This window comes from Streptomyces sp. NPDC002156 (assembly GCF_053593675.1).
Window position 1 is genome coordinate 1 of the sequence record NZ_JBSFDA010000190.1, and the last position, 19,097, is coordinate 19,097.

General features: G+C 72.2%; 14 protein-coding genes and 1 pseudogene. 10 read left to right on the top strand and 5 right to left on the bottom strand.

Annotated features, from left to right (window positions below):
- Positions 1 to 47 precede the first annotated feature (47 nt).
- A pseudogene (locus ACWCRB_RS42580) lies at positions 48 to 419 on the top strand (PDZ domain-containing protein); the annotation flags it as partial.
- A gap of 58 nt (positions 420 to 477) precedes the next feature.
- Here the strand turns inward: ACWCRB_RS42580 and ACWCRB_RS42585 are convergent.
- A complete protein-coding gene (locus tag ACWCRB_RS42585; RefSeq protein ID WP_451001205.1) occupies positions 478 to 1,233 on the bottom strand; it encodes a metallophosphoesterase in 756 nt (251 codons plus the stop codon).
- 213 nt (positions 1,234 to 1,446) lie between these two features.
- Here ACWCRB_RS42585 and ACWCRB_RS42590 point away from each other — a divergent pair, with 213 nt between their 5' ends.
- Together ACWCRB_RS42590 and ACWCRB_RS42595 are read left to right on the top strand one after the other, a co-directional pair.
- Entirely contained in the window at positions 1,447 to 2,574 is a 1,128-nt protein-coding gene (locus ACWCRB_RS42590; RefSeq protein WP_451001206.1) for an aminopeptidase P family protein, read from the top strand.
- 60 nt (positions 2,575 to 2,634) lie between these two features.
- Complete coding sequence (locus ACWCRB_RS42595; RefSeq protein WP_451001207.1) at positions 2,635 to 3,582, top strand: aminoglycoside phosphotransferase family protein; 948 nt, start codon at positions 2,635 to 2,637, stop codon at positions 3,580 to 3,582.
- A gap of 11 nt (positions 3,583 to 3,593) precedes the next feature.
- On the opposite strand, the gene treZ is transcribed toward ACWCRB_RS42595, so the two are convergent.
- A complete protein-coding gene (treZ, locus tag ACWCRB_RS42600; protein ID WP_451001208.1) occupies positions 3,594 to 5,339 on the bottom strand; it encodes a malto-oligosyltrehalose trehalohydrolase in 1,746 nt (581 codons plus the stop codon).
- Between the two features lie 182 nt (positions 5,340 to 5,521).
- Here treZ and ACWCRB_RS42605 point away from each other — a divergent pair, with 182 nt between their 5' ends.
- The 3 genes from ACWCRB_RS42605 (at position 5,522) to ACWCRB_RS42615 (ending at position 8,020) form a co-directional block, all read left to right on the top strand.
- A complete protein-coding gene (locus ACWCRB_RS42605) occupies positions 5,522 to 6,073 on the top strand; it encodes a DUF1707 and FHA domain-containing protein (RefSeq protein ID WP_235474138.1) in 552 nt (183 codons plus the stop codon).
- Between the two features lie 166 nt (positions 6,074 to 6,239).
- Positions 6,240 to 7,565, top strand: a complete 1,326-nt coding sequence (locus ACWCRB_RS42610; protein WP_451001209.1) for a M14 family zinc carboxypeptidase — start codon at positions 6,240 to 6,242, stop codon at positions 7,563 to 7,565.
- A complete protein-coding gene (locus ACWCRB_RS42615) occupies positions 7,562 to 8,020 on the top strand; it encodes an SSI family serine proteinase inhibitor (protein WP_451001210.1) in 459 nt (152 codons plus the stop codon). The genes ACWCRB_RS42610 and ACWCRB_RS42615 overlap by 4 nt, the downstream gene beginning before the upstream one ends.
- Before the next feature lie 194 nt (positions 8,021 to 8,214).
- Here ACWCRB_RS42615 and ACWCRB_RS42620 read toward each other — a convergent pair whose 3' ends face one another.
- From ACWCRB_RS42620 to glgX, 3 genes are all read right to left on the bottom strand, one after another.
- A complete protein-coding gene (locus tag ACWCRB_RS42620; protein WP_451001211.1) occupies positions 8,215 to 9,474 on the bottom strand; it encodes a M14 family zinc carboxypeptidase in 1,260 nt (419 codons plus the stop codon).
- Positions 9,475 to 9,819: 345 nt separating this feature from the next.
- The gene (gene treY / locus ACWCRB_RS42625) at positions 9,820 to 12,204 is read right to left on the bottom strand and encodes a malto-oligosyltrehalose synthase (protein ID WP_451001212.1); all 2,385 of its coding nucleotides are present in this window, start codon (positions 12,202 to 12,204) and stop codon (positions 9,820 to 9,822) included.
- Between the two features lie 46 nt (positions 12,205 to 12,250).
- The gene (gene glgX / locus ACWCRB_RS42630; RefSeq protein WP_451001213.1) at positions 12,251 to 14,377 is read right to left on the bottom strand and encodes a glycogen debranching protein GlgX; all 2,127 of its coding nucleotides are present in this window, start codon (positions 14,375 to 14,377) and stop codon (positions 12,251 to 12,253) included.
- A gap of 190 nt (positions 14,378 to 14,567) precedes the next feature.
- Between glgX and ACWCRB_RS42635 the strand changes: the two genes are divergently transcribed.
- The 4 genes from ACWCRB_RS42635 (at position 14,568) to ACWCRB_RS42650 (ending at position 18,969) form a co-directional block, all read left to right on the top strand.
- Positions 14,568 to 15,392, top strand: coding sequence for a Tat pathway signal sequence domain protein (locus ACWCRB_RS42635; RefSeq protein ID WP_451001214.1), 825 nt, complete (start codon positions 14,568 to 14,570; stop codon positions 15,390 to 15,392).
- Positions 15,393 to 15,479: 87 nt separating this feature from the next.
- Entirely contained in the window at positions 15,480 to 16,775 is a 1,296-nt protein-coding gene (locus ACWCRB_RS42640) for a copper amine oxidase (RefSeq protein ID WP_451001215.1), read from the top strand.
- 114 nt (positions 16,776 to 16,889) lie between these two features.
- A complete protein-coding gene (locus ACWCRB_RS42645) occupies positions 16,890 to 18,128 on the top strand; it encodes an SAV2148 family HEPN domain-containing protein (protein WP_369037636.1) in 1,239 nt (412 codons plus the stop codon).
- Positions 18,129 to 18,249: 121 nt separating this feature from the next.
- On the top strand, positions 18,250 to 18,969 hold the full coding sequence (locus ACWCRB_RS42650; RefSeq protein ID WP_451001216.1) for an exonuclease domain-containing protein: 720 nt from the start codon (positions 18,250 to 18,252) through the stop codon (positions 18,967 to 18,969).
- Positions 18,970 to 19,097: the final 128 nt, after the last annotated feature.

Sequence of the window (19,097 nt, forward strand, 5' to 3'; positions counted from 1 at the left end):
TGCGGCCCCTCGACCGGCCGACGTGACCAGATTGTGCGCCCGCCGAGTCAGGGCCTGGGTCCGGGGCCACGTCCCGGTCCGGGCCCGGATCCGGGGCGGGCCCTTCCAAGCAGCCCTCGGGCGGCGCGAGCCCGGCCTCCTCGGCGTCGGCCGTGACCGCGACCCTCGGTGTCGAGGCCGTGGACGCCGAGAAAGTAGGAGCCCTGGTCGTCGGCGTCCACATCCCCGGCCCGGGCTACACCGCGGGCCTGGTCCGGGGCGACGTACTCCTCACCTTCGGCGGGGCCCGGGTCGACTCGGCGGCCGATCTCGCCCGCGTGGTCGCCCGAGCCCGCCCCGGTGCGGAGATCACCCTCACGGTCCGTCACCGCAGCGGCGGCTACCAGCAGTTGGTGGCGATCCCGGGCGTCGTCACCTGACCGCCTCGGTCAGTTGACGGCTCTGCCACCCGACCGAGTCCGCCACTTGCCCCCTCCGTCAGACGACCACCCTGAAGTGGCTGGTCAGCCGCCCGTCGTCGGCCAGCACATGAAAGGCGAGGCCGACCGGCGCGTCCCGGTCCGCGACCTCCTCGCCCTCCCAGGGCAGCCGGAGGGTCCACGTCACCCCCGGGCCGACGACCAGCGGCCGGCCCGCGAAGACCGTGGCGGCCGGGGTGTGCGCGTGACCGGTGATGAGCCCGGCGATCTGCGGCCTGCGCTCCATCAGGGCGGCAAGCCGGTCGGGCCGGCCCAGCTGGTAGGAGTCCGGCAGGGGATGGTGCAGGGCGACGGGCGGATGGTGGAAGGCGAGCAGCGCCGGGACACCCTCGTCCAGTTCGTCGAGCGTCGCGTCGATCCAGTCGTACGTCTCGTTGTCCAGGGCGCCCTCGTCGCGGCCCGGCACGCTCGAGTCGCACATCAGGACGGCGGCGTCGTCGAAGACGTGCGCACTGTTCACCGGCGCCTCTGCGGCGGGCAGACCGAGCAGTGCCTTGCGGTAGGGCGCGCGGCTGTCGTGGTTGCCCGGGCAGGTGAGCACGGGGAAGGGCGCGTCGCCGGTGCGCAGCCCGAGGATGCGCGCGGCCTCCTCGTACTCGGACTCCGTGCCGTGGTCCGCGATGTCCCCGGTCACCAGCAGGGCGTCCACATGCCCCGGCAGCTCCCACAGCCGGTCGCGCACCCGTTCGGCGCGCGCGATGGACCGCGCGGTTCCGTCGAGGTGCAGATCGCTGATGTGGGCCAGTACGAGCATGGACTTCCGCCTCCCTTAATGGTTCAGGTAGATCTAAGCATTAGATCTAATGGTTGCTCAACTCCTATCCGTTAGTCGAGCGAGTCGCGGTGGAAGGGCGCGGGCGGGAGATGGGCGCGAGACGGGTGGTGAGAGCTGCAAACCGGCTCGCGCCACCCCGCGCATCCGGGCAGGATGCTGCCCGTAGCCCCTCGCCCTTCCACGGAGGCCCGGATGACCGGCAGCAGCCCCGCGCCCTTCACCGCCGACGACTACCGGGCCCGGATGCGGCGCGCCGCACGGGCGGCCGAGGACACGGGGCTCGCCGGGCTCCTGGTGGCCCCGGGACCCGACCTCGTCTGGCTCACCGGCTACGCGCCCACAGCGGTCACCGAACGTCTCACGCTGCTGGTCCTGGCCGCCGGACAGGACCCGGTCCTCGTGGTCCCCGCCCTGGAGGCCCCGGACGCGGCCCACGCGGCGGGCGCACCCGCCCTGACCCTGCGCGACTGGACCGACGGCAAGGACCCGTACGCGGCCACCGCACCCCTTCTCGACGCGGCGGGCCGCTTCGGGGTCAGCGACAACGCCTGGGCACTGCATCTGCTGGCATTCCAGAAGGCGCTGCCCGGCACCTCGTACGTCTCCCTCACCGAGGGACTGCCGATGCTGCGCGCCGTGAAGGACGCGGCGGAACTGACCCGCCTGGCAGCCGCGGGAGCGGCTGCTGACGCAACGTTCGAGGAGATCCGGAAGGTTCCCTTCGGGGGCCGCCGCGAGAGGGACGTCGCGGGCGATCTCGCCGATCTGCTGCGGCGGTTCGGGCACTCAGAGGTCGACTTCACGATCGTCGCCTCCGGCCCCAACGGCGCCAACCCGCACCATGAGGCAGGCGACCGCGTCATCGAGCAGGGCGACATGGTCGTCCTCGACTTCGGCGGCCTCCTGCACGGCTACGGTTCCGACACCTCCCGCACGGTCCACGTCGGCGAACCGGACGCCGAGGAGCGCAGGGTCCACGACATCGTGCGCGAGGCCCAGGAGGCGGGCTTCCGCGCCGTACGGCCCGGCGCCGCCTGCCAGGACGTCGACCGGGCGGCCCGCGCGGTCATCACCGAGGCCGGATACGGCGAGTACTTCATCCACCGCACCGGCCACGGCATCGGCGTCACCACGCACGAGCCGCCGTACATGATCGAGGGCGAGGAACGGCCGCTCGTCCCCGGCATGTGCTTCTCCGTGGAGCCCGGCATCTACCTGCCGGGCCGGTTCGGCGTACGTATCGAGGACATCGTCACGGTGACCGAGGACGGTGGCCGACGCCTCAACAACACGACGCGCGAGCTGGTCGTCGTGGACTGACCGACCGCTCATCAGGAGTTCCGCCCCGCCAGCACCCCTCCGGACGACAACGGCGCGACCATGACACAGGCACCGACACCCACCGCGGACACGGTCCGCCGACTGGTCCGCTCCCTGCTCGCGGACAGCGCCCTCGGCGCGTCCGCCACGCCGGGACCCGACGTGCGGCCCGTCGGCGCGGGCGGCGAGGCGTCCACCTGGTGGGTCGGCGCCCGGCACGTCCTGCGCCTGGCCCCCGACCGGGACGCGTCCGCGCGGCTGCGCCGCGAACTGCGCCTGCGCGACCTCGTACGCCCGCACCTCGGCGTCGCCGTCCCCGTCGGTGTGGCGCACGGTGAGTGGGCCGCCGGACTGGCCTACACGCTGGACACCAGGGTGCCCGGCGGCTCGGCCGAGGAGCACGACGTCTCCGCCGTCGGCGAGGCCGATCTGGCCGCGCTGCTCACGGGCCTGCGCGAGGTGCCCGCACGGCAGGCCGAGACGCTCGGGGTGCCGCGGGTCGCGCCACGCTCCCTGGAGGCCCTGCGCCGGGCCGCCGAGCGCGCGGCCGAACGTCTCGCCGCGGCCGACGAGTTCGACCCCGTACGGCTCCACCAGCTGACCCCGGCCGCCGCCACGCAGCTCGCCGCGCAGGCCGGTACGGCGGTCCTCGTCCACCACGATCTCAGGGGCGAGCACCTCGTGGTGAGCGCCGACGGGCGGGTGCGCGGGGTCCTCGACTGGACCGACGCGGTCGTCGGCGACCCGGCCGAGGACATCGCCGGGCTCGCCCTCGCGGTCGGCTCGCCCGCCGCCGTACGCGCGGCCACCCTCGCCGGTTACGCGGCCCGCCCCTGTCTGCGCGGCCTGTGGCTCGCCCGCTGCGACACGGTCGTCCGGCTCGCCGAGAGCCTCACCGGCCGCGACGCCGGCCCGCGACCGCTGCTGCGGGTGCAGCTGCGACGCGCGTGGGAGGCGATCCTGCTGGAACGGGTGACGGAACTGCGGGAGCCGGACGAGGAAGGGTAGGCCTCCTGCGCTCAGTCTTGCTCCAGCACCACGCAGGACTCCCCGGGGACGTGCAGCAGTCCGTCCGCGCCCGGCAGTTCGACCGGTTCCCAGGCGGCGAGAACCGTTGCCCGTCGCGGGCCCAGGGGGACCGCCGCCGGCTTCGCGGCCAGGTTCGCCACCACGCGTACGTCCCCGCGCCGGAACGCGAGCCAGCGGGCCTCCTCGTCGTACGCGACCTTGATGTCCGACAGATCGGGGTCCGTGAGGTCGGGCTGGGCGTGGCGCAGGGCGATCAGCTCGCGGTACCAGGACAGCACGCGCGCGTGGGGCTCACGTCCGGGCTCGGACCAGTCGAGGCAGGAGCGGTCGCGGGTCGCCGGGTCCTGCGGGTCGGGGACGTCCTCCTCGGCCCAGCCGTGCGCCGTGAACTCCCGCCGCCTGCCTCGCCGTACGGCCTCCGCGAGGTCCGCGTCCGTGTGGTCGGTGAAGAACTGCCACGGAGTGCCCGCCGCCCACTCCTCGCCCATGAACAGCATCGGTGTGAACGGCCCGGTGAGCATCAGCGCGGCCCCGCAGGCGAGCAGACCGGGGGAGAGGGAGGCCGAAAGGCGGTCCCCCTGGGCGCGGTTGCCGATCTGGTCGTGGGTCTGTGTGAAGCCGAGCAGCCGGTGCGCGGCGACCCGGGTGCGGTCGAGCGGGCGGCCGTGCAGCCGGCCCCGGAAGGTCGAGTACGTGCCGTCGTGGAAGTAGCCGCCCGTGAGCGTCTTGGCGAGCGCCGCGAACGGGGCCCGTGCGAAGTCCTCGTAGTAGCCCTTCGACTCACCGGTCAGCGCCGCGTGCAGGGCGTGGTGGAAGTCGTCGCTCCATTGGGCGTGCAGTCCGAGACCGCCGCCCGCGCGCGGGGTGACCAGCCGCGGGTCGTTGAGGTCGGACTCGGCGATCAGGGACAGCGGCCGGCCCAGCTCGGCGGCGAGGGCGTCCACGGCCGTCGACAGCTCCTCCAGGAAGTGGCGCGCGCGTGTGTCCCGCAGCGCGTGCACCGCGTCCAGCCGCAGCCCGTCGATCCGGTAGTCGCGCAGCCAGGCCAGCGCGCTGCCCAGCAGATACGCGCGCACCTCGTCCGACCCGGGCGCGTCCAGGTTCACGGCGGAACCCCACGGCGTCTGATGCGTGTCCGTGAAGTACGGGCCGAAGGCGGGGAGATAGTTGCCGGAAGGGCCCAAGTGGTTGTGCACGACGTCCAGGACCACGCCGAGACCGAGTGCGTGTGCTTCATCGACAAATCGCTTCAGCGCCTCGGGGCCGCCGTACGGCTCGTGCACCGCCCACAGGGAGACCCCCTCGTACCCCCAGCCGTGCCGCCCCGGGAACGGGCACAGCGGCATCAACTCGACGTGCGTCACGCCCAGTTCCACCAGGTGGCCGAGCCGCCCGGCCGCCGCGTCCAGCGTGCCCTCGGGCGTGTACGTGCCCACGTGCAGCTCGTACAGGACCGCGCCCGGCAGCGCGCGGCCCGCCCACTCGGTGCGCCAGGTGTGGAGCCCGTGGTCGACGACGGCGCTCAGCCCGTCCGGGCCGTCCGGCTGGCGGCGCGAGCGCGGGTCGGGCCGTACGGGGCCGTCGTCCACGGCGAAGCCGTAGCGCGACCCGTCCCGGGCCGCGGCCTCGCCGGACCACCAGCCCGTGCGCTCCGGATCGTGCTCCAACGCGCGCGTGCCCGAGTCGCACTGGAGCGTCACACGACTGGCCTGCGGTGCCCACACCTCGAAGTGCACGGACGGTTCCCCTTCGTCTGCCGGGTGGTGCCCGGGAGGTAGCCCGTCCCATCGTGCTTCAAACACCCCCGCTCCGCGCTTGAATCTTCACGTTTGCCCCCGGGTGTCGTCGGGCCTGACCGACGGGCCACCGTTTCCGCGTTTTCTGGACACCCCGCGCGCGCTGCCCGACAATCACGAACGTGACGTCGTCCTTCGAGTTCCACACGTATCCGGCTCGTCTCTCCGACGCGGAGCGCGACCGGGCGCTGAAGGTGCTGCGGGACGGGGTCGCCCTGGGCCGGCTCTCGCACGACACGTTCATCCGCCGGATGGAACTCGCGCTCATCGCCCGCCGGTCCGACGAACTGGCTGTCCTCACCGCGGATCTGCCCACCGAGAGCAGGCTGTCCCGCCTGGTGTTCGGGACGGTCGAGGCGGTCTCCGGCTTCACGGTACGGCTGCGCAGGGCCTGGCAGTCCGAGCGGCTCCCCAAGCTGCTGCTGCCCCACCCCGGCAGCGGCCACCCGTTGCGCATAGGGCGCGACCCCGCCAACGGTCTGCGGCTCACCCACGAGACGGTCTCGCGCGTCCACGCCGAACTCCGGCACCAGGGCGGCCTGTGGGTGCTGCGCGACCTCGGCTCGACCAACGGCACCACGGTGAACGGCCGACGTGTGATCGGCGCGGCCGTCGTCCGGGACGGCGACCAGATCGGCTTCGGGCACATGGCGTTCAGGCTCGCCGCCGAGTGACACCGCCCCCTTGGGACCGTCCCCGTGGGAGCAATTCACTTTGCCTGCCGCGGTGTTGACGTACCCCCGGAGTCGTGACTGACTGTGCGTGCACCATGTACACCAGGTGAATCGACGGCCCCGCTTGTGGAGGTGTGCCCTGTCGCCGCTCCTCCGCTACCCGTCCGTGGACGAGCTGGCCGACCGGGCCGCCGCACTCGTCGCCCGGCACCCCGCCGACGCCCGGCTGCGCACGGTCGGCACCTCGCGCGGCGGTACGCCCCTGTGGCTGCTCTCCGTGGGGCACGGTGACCGCCAGGCCCTCGTCGTCGCCGGACCGCACGCCAACGAGCCCGTGGGCGGCGCGACCGCCCTCCGGCTCGCCGAGCGGGCACTCGCCGACCCCGGACCGGCCCTCCGCGCGGACGCCACCTGGAACCTGCTGCTGTGCCTCGACCCCGACGGCTCGCGCCGCAACGAGGGCTGGCTCGGGGGCCCGTACACGCTCGGGCACTACTTCCGGAACTTCTTCCGGCCCGGCTTCATGGAACAGCCCGAATGGCTGCCCGACGGCGCGGCCGGCGCCGCCCTGCCGGAGACCCGCGCACTCCTCGCCGTCCAGGACGAACTGCGGCCGTTCTTCCAGTGCTCGCTGCACGGCGTCGACGTCGGCGGCGCCTTCGTGGAACTCACCCGCGACCTGCCCGGCCTCCCGCAGCGCGTCGAGCAGACCGCGGCCCGGCTCGGCATACCGCGCGAACTCGGCTCGTTCGACACCCTGTACTGGCCCCGCCTGGGACCCGCCGTGCACCGGATACCGCCGCCGAGGCGCGGAGACCTGGCCGCCGCCATCACCGAGGCCGCCGTCGAGTCGACCTGGTTCCATCCGCACCGGCACGGCACCGTGACCGCGATCGTCGAGTCGCCCATGTGGGGCGTCGCCGCCGTGGAGGACGACAGCCCGCCCGCCGACGCCGACGCCGTGCTGCGCACCATCAGCCACACGCTGCGGCACGACACGCGGTACCTGGAGCTGGCCCTCGGACGCCTGAGACCCCACCTCGCGCGCGTGCCGGACGCGGACCGTCTCCTCGCCCCCGTGGACGACTACCTCCTGGTCTGCCCCGGCCTCGCCGACACCTGGGACCCCGACACGGACGACGGCACCGCACGCCCCCTGCCCCCGCTCAGCACCGCCCACCTGGCCACCCTGCGCATCGCAGGGCGGAAGCTGGCCCTGCGCACGGCGGGGCTGCTGCACCAGCTGGCGTGCGCCGCCGGTCCGGGGGCCGCCGACGTCCGGTGCGCGCTCGACCGGCTGATCGACGAGTGGTGCGCCGACTACCGCGACGGCTGCGGGGCGCGCTGGATACCGGTCGCCCGTCAGGTGGAGTACCAGTCGCGGGTGGTGCTCGCCGCGTTCGAACTGGCGGGCCGCCACGCGCGCGTGGGCTCCCGTTCGGGTGACTCGGGCTGGGGCACGGAGTCCGCGGTGCCGATGCACAGGGAATGACCCACACCATCACCACCGGCAACACGATCAGCCCCGCCCGGACCAACGGGACCGTCAATGCCGTGCGAGCGGTACGCGGTGCCCTGCTGGCCGTCGGTCTCCTCGTCGCGGGCTCGGCCCCGGCCCAGGCGGTCTCCCCGGGGAGCGCCGGCGACAACTGGCTCTACGTCACCGTCACCCGGGGCGAGTCGGGTTCCGGCGACACCCGCGGTACGCTGGTGCTGTGCGACCCGCCCCAGGGGCACGCGCAGGCGGCCCGGGCCTGTGCGGACCTCGCCGCCGCCGACGGCGACATCGGCGGCATCCCGCCGAAGAAGGTCATCTGCCCCATGCTCTACTCCCCGGTCACCGTCCACGCGCACGGGGAGTGGAACGGCCGCCCGCGGGAGTACGACAGGACCTTCTCCAACGGCTGCGAACTGGGCGCGCGCACCGGGGCTGTGTTCGCCCTGTAGGTGCCCATCGGGGGCGCCCCGGCCGGGCGAACGGCAGGGAGAGAGGCGAACGGTTTCTCCTGGCTCCTCCAAGCGGACCCGGTGAAGTCGACTGCGGTCCGGCGACGCCGCCAAGGGGCGCGGGGAACTGCGCGACCAGCCGCGACGGCGCCGCAGTCGAAAGACAACCCAGCACGGCACATCCGGCGGAGCGCCTAGCTCCTCCGGGCGGCCCCCTCGCGCGCGTGCCGCGCCGCCGCCACCACCGTGCGGGCCTGGTGCTCGACCTGGTGCTCCAAGGGCACCCAGCGGGCGCGGAAGCGGTCCATGAAGGCCTCGCTCCAGACCGTGACCAGGTGTTCGAGGCGCGGTGCCGCGCGGTCGTCGGTCTCCCGCAGGACCCGCAGCAGCATCGCGGCGGCCCGCAGCGGCAGCCGGCGGCCGAACGCGTCCACGCTGCCGACGTACGCCATCGTCGTGTCGGCGGGCGGTGTGTGCGTCCAGTCGGCGGCCAGCCCCGGCACCAGCTCCAGCGCCCACTGGGCGGCCCGCAACAGCGGCCCCTCGGCGCCCTTGAGCCGGGGCAGCGCGTCGGCGAGGACCCGTTCGACCTCCAGCCCGTCCCGCAGCAGCCGGCCCGCGAGCCGCCGTAACGCCGCCGCAGGCGCGGGGTGCGGGGCGGGGTCGTCCACCAGGTCGCTCGCCCACATCGGCACCTCCACGACCGCGGTCAGACCGCCGTACCGGTGGGCGTGGTACCAGGTGCTGTGCCGGGCGTCGTCCGGCATGCTCGGGTACGCCGCGTCCGAGCCCGGCGCCGGCATCACATGCACACCGGGCCCCGACGCGGGCCAGCCCGCCGCGTCCGAGGCGCCCGTCTCCACCGGGATGTGCAGCTGCGCCGCCGACTTGGCGAACGGCTCGGCGAGCCCGGGGACGTCCCTGGTCAGCTGCACCCAGCTGCCGCCGACGTCGGTGCCGTGCAGGGTGACCTGGAGGTAGGGCCGCAGTTCGTCGATGACCCGGATCAGGGCGAGGGTCTCGGGCGGCAGCCGGTCGGGCGGCAGTACGGAGGGCGACCACTCCGGCTGCTCGGCCCCGGCGGGCCGGTAGAAGCCGAGGTGGTAGTCGAGCAGGCTGCGCGGCGCCGGGGTGACGTGCAGGCTGGCGCCGTCCGGGTCCGCGCACAGCAGGAAGTGCCAGGAGGTCGCCGTCCGCAGCTCGTGGTCGTACAGGGCCCGTTCGGCGAGGGCGAGGAGTGTGGAGCCGCCCGTGGGTTCGTTGGCGTGGGCGCCCGCGACGACGAGCACGGCGCGCCGTGCGTGGCCCACGGACAGCAGGTGCAGGGGCCGTCCCGCGCGGGAGGAGCCCACCTGCCTGAGGGCGCACAGGCCCGGCCGGTGAGCCGCCAGCGCCCGGGCGGACGAGACGAGTTCGTTCACACTGGGGTAGCGCAGCTCCGGCAGGAGACTCACCCCCGTCTGGTCCACCCTGCGTCGCAATCCGCAGTACCCCATGGCGTCGGAGGGCTGTCAAGGAGGCGACGGGGGCGGCTCCAGGGGGCGCCAAGGAGTACTCACCGCCGGTGGTGAGGAGGAGTGCGGCCGGGGGAACAGCCGGTGGGGCCAACTGCCGCGCGGAACGGCATGCGCGGGCCCCGCCGGGGGCGTGTACGCGTGCCACCGACGGGGCGCCGAGGGAGCGACGCCGCTCACCACCATGCGCCGGTCACGCACTGCGCGCTCCGGGAGTGCGCGCCTCCGTGAGCCGGGCGCCAGAGCGCAAAAAGGGGCGTGCGCAACGAGCCCGCGCCCCTGCTGTCACTCCTCGCCGACACGCTCCAGCAGTGCCACCGGCAGCCGCGCGAAAAGCTCCTCCACGCGCGCGTGCCCCGTGAACTCCCGCTCCGGATCCAGCAGATCGGCCCACCGGCCCGGCGGCAACGGCAGCAGCGTGTCCTGCCAGCCGCCCGTGTCCGCCAGCCGCAGCGACAGCCGGGTGACCGCCGTGACCACCTCCCCGGAGCGCGCGAACGCCGCACAGTGCGCCGCCGCCGGGCCCTCTGCGACGAGCGGCGTGTACGTCGCCGTGTCGCCGAACACCGCCGGGCGCCGCGCGCGCAGCCGCAACGCGGCAGCCGTCAACTCCGCCTTCTCGCCCGGCACCTCCGGCGGAAAACGAACGGGGCGCCGGTTGTCCGGGTCCACCAGCGCCCGGTACTCGCTCTCCGTGCCCTGGTAGAGGTCCGGCACCCCCGGCATCGTCAGATGGACCAGGGCCGTCCCCAGGACGTTCGCCCGGATGTACGGCTCCAGGGCGCTTCGCAGCGCGGCCACGACCTCGCCGGGGGCCCCGCACGGGCCCGCCGCCACGAAAGCCGCCACAGCCTCCTCGTACGCCGGTTCCTGCTCCGTCCAGGCGGTGTGCAGGCCCGCCTCCCGGACGTGCTTCAGCAGGGCGCCCTGGAGCCTCTCAGGGGCCGCCGGGCCCAGACCGAAGGCCGTCTGCCAGGCCGCCCACGCCAATTGGGCGTCGGGCACGCCCTCGCCGGTGCGGGTGACCTCCGCCAGGACGTCGGCCCAGCGTTGCGGGCACTCGGTGAGGACGGCCAGCGCCGCGCGTACGTCGGCGCTGCGCTTCGTGTCGTGTGTCGACAGCACCGTCCCCGTTGCCGGCCAGTCGCGCTGCACGCGCGCGCAGTAGGCGTGGAAGTCCTCCGGGGACACCGCGGGGCTGCCCGGGCCGCCGCCGACCTCGGTCGCCGACAGCAGCGGCACATAGCGGTAGAACGCCGTGTCCTCCACGGACTTGGCCCGCAGCGCCGAAGCCGTCTGCGCGAACCGGTTCCGGAACTCGACGTGGTCGGGCCCGTCCCCGAACCGCCCCAGCAGCAGATTCCGTACGACGTCCACGGCCCCGCCCTCCTCCGGGACGGCGAACGCCCGCCGGGCTTCCTCGGCGGCCTCCTCGGTGACCAGGGAGGCCGCGTCCCCCGGGGTGTAGGGGCGGTAGACCTCCAGGCGGACCAGCAGCTCGCGCAGCGCGGTACGCAGGGCCCAGGGGGCACGGTCGCGCAGGGCGAGGTCCGGGGAGTCCGCGCAGATACGGTTCGCCACGCGGGTCAGCCGGTCCACCTCGGTGGCCAGCTCGTGCGTCACCACCTTGTACGCGGCCCGCCGGACCGTCGTCTCCCAGTGCCCGCCGCGGTCGGCCTGAGGGGCCGCGAACCGCCGGTACTGGCCGAGGAGTTCACCCACCCCCGCCGGGTCAGTGAACAGGCCGTCCACGTGCCGCAGGGCGTCGTACCCGGTGGTCCCCGCGACCGGCCAGCCCGCCGGCAGATGTTCCCCGTCGGCCAGGATCTTCTCGACCACCGTCCAGCGGCCCCCGCTCGCCTCGTGCAGCCGGCGCAGATACCCGCCGGGGTCCGCGAGACCGTCCGGGTGGTCGACCCGCAGCCCCTCCACCACGCCGTCGTCGAGCAGCTCCAGCAGCTTCCCGTGGGTCGCCGCGAACACCTCGGGGTCCTCGACCCGCACCCCGATCAGCTCCGAGATGCTGAAGAAACGCCGGTAGTTGAGTTCGGTGCGGGCCAGCCGCCACCACACCGGGCGGTACCACTGGGCGTCGAGGAGCTGCGGCAGCGGCAGCTCCTCGGTGCCCTCGCGCAGCGGGAGGACATGGTCGTAGTAGCGCAGGACAGGGCCGTCGTACCCCAGGTGCGCGTCCTCCCAGTGCCCGACCTTCAGCTGGTCCCGCTCCGCGCCGAGCGGCCCCCCGAGCACCGGCAGCAGCATCCGGCCGCCCTGTGCCTCCCAGTCGACGTCGAACCACCGCGCGTACGGCGAATCGGGCCCCTCCCGGAGCACCTCCCACAGAGGACGGTTGTGGCGCGGGGACATGGCCATGTGGTTGGGCACGATGTCGGCGACCAGCCCGAGACCGTGCTCCCGCGCGGTGCGCGCCAGCGCGCGCAGCCCCTCCTCGCCGCCGAGCTCACCACGCACGCGCGCGGGGTCCACGATGTCGTAGCCGTGCGTCGACCCCGGGACGGCCTCCAGGAACGGCGACAGATGCAGATGCGAGACGCCGAGCGAGGCCAGGTAGGGCACGGCGGCCGCCGCGGCACCGAACGGGAACGCGGGCTGGAGTTGCAGCCGGTAGGTGGCCGTGGGCACGACCGGGTCAGGGCGCTCAGGTGTCATGGGAACCTAAGTACCCGCCCCGAGGCCTTTCGTGTCATCGCCACGACTACGCGGGTCGTTGCAGCACCGTCAGACTGCGGTCCGTCAGGGTGAGCCGGTCGCCCGCCTCCACCTTCGCGCCCGTGCCCGGGGGCACGCCCTCGGGGCGGGCCGTGTCGATCACGACCTGCCAGCGGCGGCCGTGGTTGACCGGCACCACGAACTCCAGCGTCTTCGGCGAGGCGTTGAACATCAGCAGGAACGAGTCGTCGGCGATGCGCTCACCGCGCGCACCCGGTTCCGAGATCGCGTTGCCGTTGAGGAACACGCTCATCGCGCCCGCCTGCGACGAGTCCCAGTCGCGCTGGACCATCTCCTCGCCCGCCGGAGTGAACCAGGCGATGTCCGACAGGTCGTCGTGGGTGCCCTCCACGGGGCGGCCGTGGAAGAAGCGGCGCCTGCGGAAGACCGGGTGGTCCTTGCGCAGCCACACCATCGCGCGCGTGAAGTCCAGCAGATCGCCGACGCCGGATTCGCCGTCCTCGTCGCCGGGCCACGGCACCCAGGAGACCTCGTTGTCCTGGCAGTACGCGTTGTTGTTCCCGCCCTGGGTGCGGGCGAACTCGTCGCCGTGGCTGATCATCGGCACGCCCTGGGACAGCATCAGCGTCGCGATGAAGTTCCGCAGCTGGCGCCCCCGGAGGGCGAGGACGTCGGGGTCGTCGGTCTCGCCCTCCGCGCCGCAGTTCCAGGACCGGTTGTGGCTCTCGCCGTCCCGGTTGTCCTCGCCGTTGGCCAGGTTCCGCTTCTCGTTGTACGACACCAGGTCGTTGAGGGTGAAACCGTCGTGGCAGGTCACGAAGTTGATCGAGGCCAGCGGACGGCGGCCGTCGTCCTGGTAGAGGTCCGAGGAGCCCGTCAGCCGGGACGCGAACTCCGCGAGCGTGCGCGGCTCGCCCCGCCACATGTCCCGGACGGTGTCGCGGTACATGCCGTTCCACTCGGTCCACAGCGGCGGGAAGTTGCCCACCTGGTAGCCGCCCTCGCCCACGTCCCACGGCTCGGCGATCAGCTTCACCTGGGACACCACCGGGTCCTGCTGGACCAGGTCGAAGAACGACGACAGCCGGTCCACCTCGTGGAACTGCCGGGCCAGCGTGGCCGCGAGGTCGAAGCGGAAGCCGTCGACGTGCATCTCGGTGACCCAGTAGCGCAGCGAGTCCATGATCATCTGGAGTACGTGCGGGGACCGCATGAGCAGCGAGTTCCCGGTGCCCGTGGTGTCCATGTAGTAGCGCTGGTCCTCGGCGAGCCGGTAGTACTGCGCGTTGTCGATGCCCCGGAAGGACAGCGTCGGGCCCAGATGGTTGCCCTCCGCGGTGTGGTTGTAGACCACGTCCAGGATGACCTCGATACCGGCCTCGTGCAGTGCCCGTACCGCCGACTTGAACTCCAGGACCTGCTGGCCGCGGTCGCCCCAGGAGGCGTACGCGTTGTGCGGGGCGAAGAAGCCGATCGTGTTGTAGCCCCAGTAGTTGTTCAGGCCCATGTCCACCAGCCGGTGGTCGTTCACGAACTGGTGGACCGGCATCAGCTCCAGGGCCGTGACGCCGAGTCCGGTCAGGTGTTCGATGATCGCCGGGTGGGCGAGCGCCGCGTACGTCCCGCGCAGTTCCTCGGGCAGCGCCGGATGGCGCATCGTCAGGCCCTTCACATGGGCCTCGTAGATCACCGTGTGGTGGTACTCGGTGCGCGGGCGCCGGTCGTCGCCCCAGTCGAAGTACGGGTTGACCACGACCGACGACATCGTGTGCGGCGCAGAGTCGAGGTCGTTGCGCCGTTCGGGCGAGCCGAAGTGGTAGCCGTAGACCTCCTCGCCCCAGGTGACCGCACCGCTGATCGCCTTCGCGTACGGGTCGAGCAGCAGCTTCGCCGAGTTGGTCCGCTGGCCGCGCTCGGGCGCGTACGGACCGTGCATACGGAGGCCGTACCGCTGACCCGGCATCACACCGGGCAGATACGCGTGCCGGACGAACGCGTCGCTCTCCCGGAGTTCCACCGCCGTCTCCGAGCCGTCGTCGTGCAGCAGACACAACTCGACCCGGTCGGCGGCCTCCGAGAAGACCGCGAAGTTGGTGCCGGCGCCGTCGTACGTGGCACCGAGTGGGTACGCCTCTCCTGGCCAGACCTGCATGCACCCGACTCTTTCAGTTGTGGTTCGCCGCTGGGTCGACTCCGCTCCGAGTCTCCCCGAAAGTGATGGAACCACCTACGACTTACGTCCCTCTTACCGGTCGACCAGTGCGTACCCGCATTCACGGGTATGTCAAAACTTTTCGTTCTTTACATACTCCCGGGGCTGTGAGGGGGAGTAAGGGGACTACGTGCGCAAGATCGTGCGTCGCCACCTGGGCAAGGTGGTGGCGGGTACGGGGATCGCGGTGGCCGGTACGGCCCTGATGGTCGCGGTGACACTGCCGGGATCGGCGGGGGCCGACGAATCGGGAGGTACGGGGACCGCGGGGAGTACGACGAGTACGGGCGGGAGCGCGGGAGGGTCCGCGCAGCAGCAGGCTGCGGTGCCGCCCGCTGTCGTGGAAGAGGCGCCCGCCGAGGGCGAGCAGGGCAAGGGCCGTGATCCGCTGACCGACGGCGAGATGGCGAAGGTCGAGCGGATCGCCCTGAACCGGCAGCTGCGCGACTCCAGCGAGAACGTCGAGGGGCAGCGCGGCCCGCAGCGGATCGGCATCGACCTCGCCGACCCCGAGGCCGCCGAGGTGGACGACCCGAACGCGCCACGGCGCGCGGACGTGTCGTACTACGACTATAAGGACGACACCCTGGTCACCAGGACCGTCAACCTCGAAACCGGCAAGGTCGAGCGGACCGGCACCCAGCACGGCGTACAGCCGCCGCTGAGTCGCGCCGAGACCGCCGAGGCGACGCAGCTGCTGATAGCCGACGCGCTGGGCTCGGGTCTGAAGGCCGACTACAAGGACGCCACCGGCAAGGAACTCACCTCGCCGGACCAGCTGCTCGTCACCAGCATCATCTACCGGGCCACTCCGGGCGCCCAGCCCGCCGTGCTCGACTCCTGCGGTGACCACCGCTGTGTGCGGCTCTTCCCGAAGGTGAAGAACGGGCCGTGGATCGACGCCCGTTCGCTCGTCGTCGACCTGAGCGCCCGCAAGGTGGCCAGGCTCGGCTGACCCGAGGGCTCTTCTTTCCCTCCTCTTTCCCTCCTCTCTCTTCTCTCACCCTTTTTCAGCTCTCTCCTCCTTGGGAGTTTCTTCGTCATGCGCGAAAAGTCGTTGCTCGTAGGCCTCTCCGTGGTCGCGCTGGCCGCCAGCCTCACCACGGCGGCGGGGCCGGCCGCCGCCCAGCCGAAGGCCGGGCCCGTGCCGCCCGCCGAGTGCAGTGCGCCGTACCGGATCGAGCAGAAGCTCGCCACCGGCACCACCTGGCGGATGTGCTGGCGCTACGAGAGCGAGGCCGGGCTCGTCCTGGAGAACGTCTCGTACCAGCCGCCGGGCGAGTCCCCGATCAAGGTCCTCAACTCGGCGAAGCTCGGCCAGATACACGTCCCTTACGACGACGGGAAGGCCGAGTACCAAGACCTGACCGCGGCGGGCTTCGGCCAGGGACTGATGAACATGGCGCCCGGTGAGTGCCCCGGGGGCACCATCAAGACCGTCAAGGTCCCCGAGTCCTGGGACCCGGAGCACGCGAACGTCAAGGGCCTGTGCACCACGACCCGTTCACGCGGCCACGCCTACCGGATGCAGGGCGACACCGCGAACAAGGTCTGGCAGACCCAGGGCAAGGATCTGCTCGTCTACACCGTCAACCAGGTCGGCTGGTACGAGTACATGACCGAGTGGCGCTTCCAGGACGACGGCACCGTCAACATGAACGTCGGCGCCACCGGCAGTCTCGCGCCCGACGACTACGACGCGGGCGACGGCCGTGGCTGGCCCATCGGCAACGGCCCCAAGGCGTACGCCACCAGTCACAGCCACAACGTCTTCTGGCGGCTCGACTTCGGCCTCGACGGCTCCTCCAAGGGCAAGATCGAGCAGTACGACTCGGTCGTCAGCCCGCCCGCGAACGGCCAGGAAGGGCCCACCAACAAAACGACCCGCACCCAGGTCAAGAAGGAACTCGCGGGCGACGCCAAGAACATGCGCTGGTGGCGTGTCGTCAGCGCCACCGGCAAGAACAAGGACCGGCACGCGCGGTCGTACGAGATCGTCCCCGGCGCCACCACCAAGTACCCGGGCCGCAGTTACACCCGGCACGACGTCTACTTCACCGAGTACAACAAGTGCGAGCAGTTCGCCAGTGACAACCTGGGCGACTGCGGTGCCGGTGCCAAGAAGTCCGTCGACGGATGGGTCAACGGACAGACCCTCACACACCCGTTGGTCTGGGTGAACGTGGGCTTCCACCACATAGCCCGGGACGAGGACCAACAGCCCATGCCCGTCCACTGGCAGGGCTTCTCCATCGCCCCGCGCGATGTCACGGCTATGAATCCGCTCACTCCCGCCGCCCTCGCCGACCAGAACGGGCATGTCGAAAGCGGTAGTTGAGAAACGACCTGTCCATCGGGCTGCACCGTCGACCGCTCCCGGAGTACCCTTCCTTGATCGTTGGCCCAGACCGGCCACGGGGAGAAGCTCGGGGGAGCGGAAGGCGGTGCGCGGGTGGGCTCGGGAGGGCTGGAGTTGCCCCCTGGTGACGAGGGTCACGAGGGGAACTCCACAGAGGTCCCGCCCGGCGCGGTGTCCCTGGCACGGCCGATGGAGACGGGTTCCATTGGACCGGAACTGGACTGGGACGCCGACGCCTGGCGCGAGGTGCGTACGCGCGCCCAGCGGGCCGGCCGGGCCTACATCTGGCTGAACCTGGTCGAACAGCGACTGCGCGCGGTCGTGGCCGCCGTCCTGCGCCCCATCTACGAACCGGTCCACGGCGACGAGTGGGTGGTCGCGGCTGCCGGACCGGCCGGCCAGGAGTGGGTGCAGCGCGCGGTGGCGGTACGGGAAGTCAGCCGCCGCAAGGGCTACTTGCTCGACCCGGCCGACGACAACGTCCTGAGCTTCCTCACCCTCCCCCAGCTGCGCGAGCTGATGGTGCAGCACTGGCCGTGCTTCGAGCCGTACGTCGACGAGCGCCGCGACGTCGAACTGGCCCTGGACGAGCTGGAGGTCACCCGCAACGTCGTTTCCCGCAACCGGGCCCTGTCCGAGGCCGTCCTCAACCAGGCCGAACGGGCCTCCGGCAAGCTCCTGGAGACCCTCGGCGCGGGCGGCGACGTACCTTCCGCGCGCCGGCTGCCGGTGGACGCGGTCGAGGACCTGGTGGGCGACCGGTACGGGGACGTGGTCGCCGTGCACACCGACCGGGTGCGGCTGATGCGGCAGTTCCCGGCCGAGGACATCTTCGGCGGTGCGCGCCGCCTCGACGCCATCGGGATCGGCCTCAACCTGCTCGTGCAGAACTTCTCCGGGCGGCGGCTGGTACGGCTGGCGGAGTCGGGCTGCCGGACGAGACTGCTGTTCCTGAACCCCGCGTCCAGCGCGGTGAAGCGGCGTGAGCGGGAACTCGGCATCAAGCGGGGTGAGTTGAGCCGCGCGGTGGAGATGAACATCCTGCACATGCGCCGGGTGCGGTCGAAGCTGCGCGACCCCGGCGCCTTCGAGATCCAGGTCTTCGACGAGACGCCCCGCTTCACGGCCTACCTCGTCGACGGGGACGGCTCGGACGGGGTCGCGATCGTGCAGACGTATCTGCGCCGGACGCGGGGGATGGAGGCGCCGGTGCTGGTGCTGCGCGGTGGCAGCAGGGTGGTCAAGTCGGACGAGTCGGAGGAGATCGGCATCTTCCCGACGTACCGCGAGGAGTTCGAGGTGGCCTGGGCGGATTCGCGGCCGGTGTCCTGACCTGGTCGGCCTGTCTGACCTGCGCGGCTTCCATAAGCGGAATGCGGTCCTCTGATTGTCAGTGGCTCATGGGATCGTGGAGACCACTGGGGGAAAGCACCACCAAGAAGGGGGGCCAGGCATGGGCTGGCACCATGAGCTGCTGATCGGCTTCGACCTGGAGACGACCGGGACGGACCCGACCGAGGCGCGCATCGTCACCGGCGCGGTGATCGAGGTGAGGGGCGGTGAGCCGCTCGGCCGCCGTGAATGGCTGGCGGATCCGGGCGTGGAGATTCCGGCGGACGCGGTGGCCGTGCACGGCATCACCAACGAGCGCGCGACCGGTGAGGGGCGGCCCGCCGACCAGGTGGCGGACGCGATCGCGGATGTGCTGACCGGGTACTGGAGAACGGGCGTGCCGGTGGTCGCCTACAACGCGAACTTCGACCTCACCTTGCTCTCCGCGGAGCTGCGGCGGCACGGTCTGCCGTCCCTGCGGGAGCGGCTGGGCGGGCTGGATCCGGCTCCCGTGATCGACCCGTACACGATCGACCGGTCCGTGGACCGGTATCGGCGCGGCAAGCGGAACCTCGAAGCGGTGTGCACGGAGTACGGGGTCGCGCTGGACGCCGCCCATGACGCGTCGGCGGACGCGTTGGCCGCGGCGCGGTTGGCGGGTGCGATAGCCGAGCGGTATCCCAAGGTTGCGGGGTTGGGGGCGGTGGAGCTGCATCGGCGTCAGATCGAGTGGTATGCGGAGTGGGCGGCGGATTTTCAGGGGTTTCTGCGGCGTAAGGGGGAGGCGGACGCTGTGGTGGATGGGAGTTGGCCTGTGCGGGAGGTTGGGGCGGGCGTTTGAGGTGCGGCGGGAATTTCTCTCGCCCCCGCCGCCCCTACCCGTCCCATCCTCGGGGGCTCCGCCCCCGAACCCCCGTATCGCGCTGAACGCGCTCGTCCTCAAACGCCGGACGGGCTGACTACCCAGCC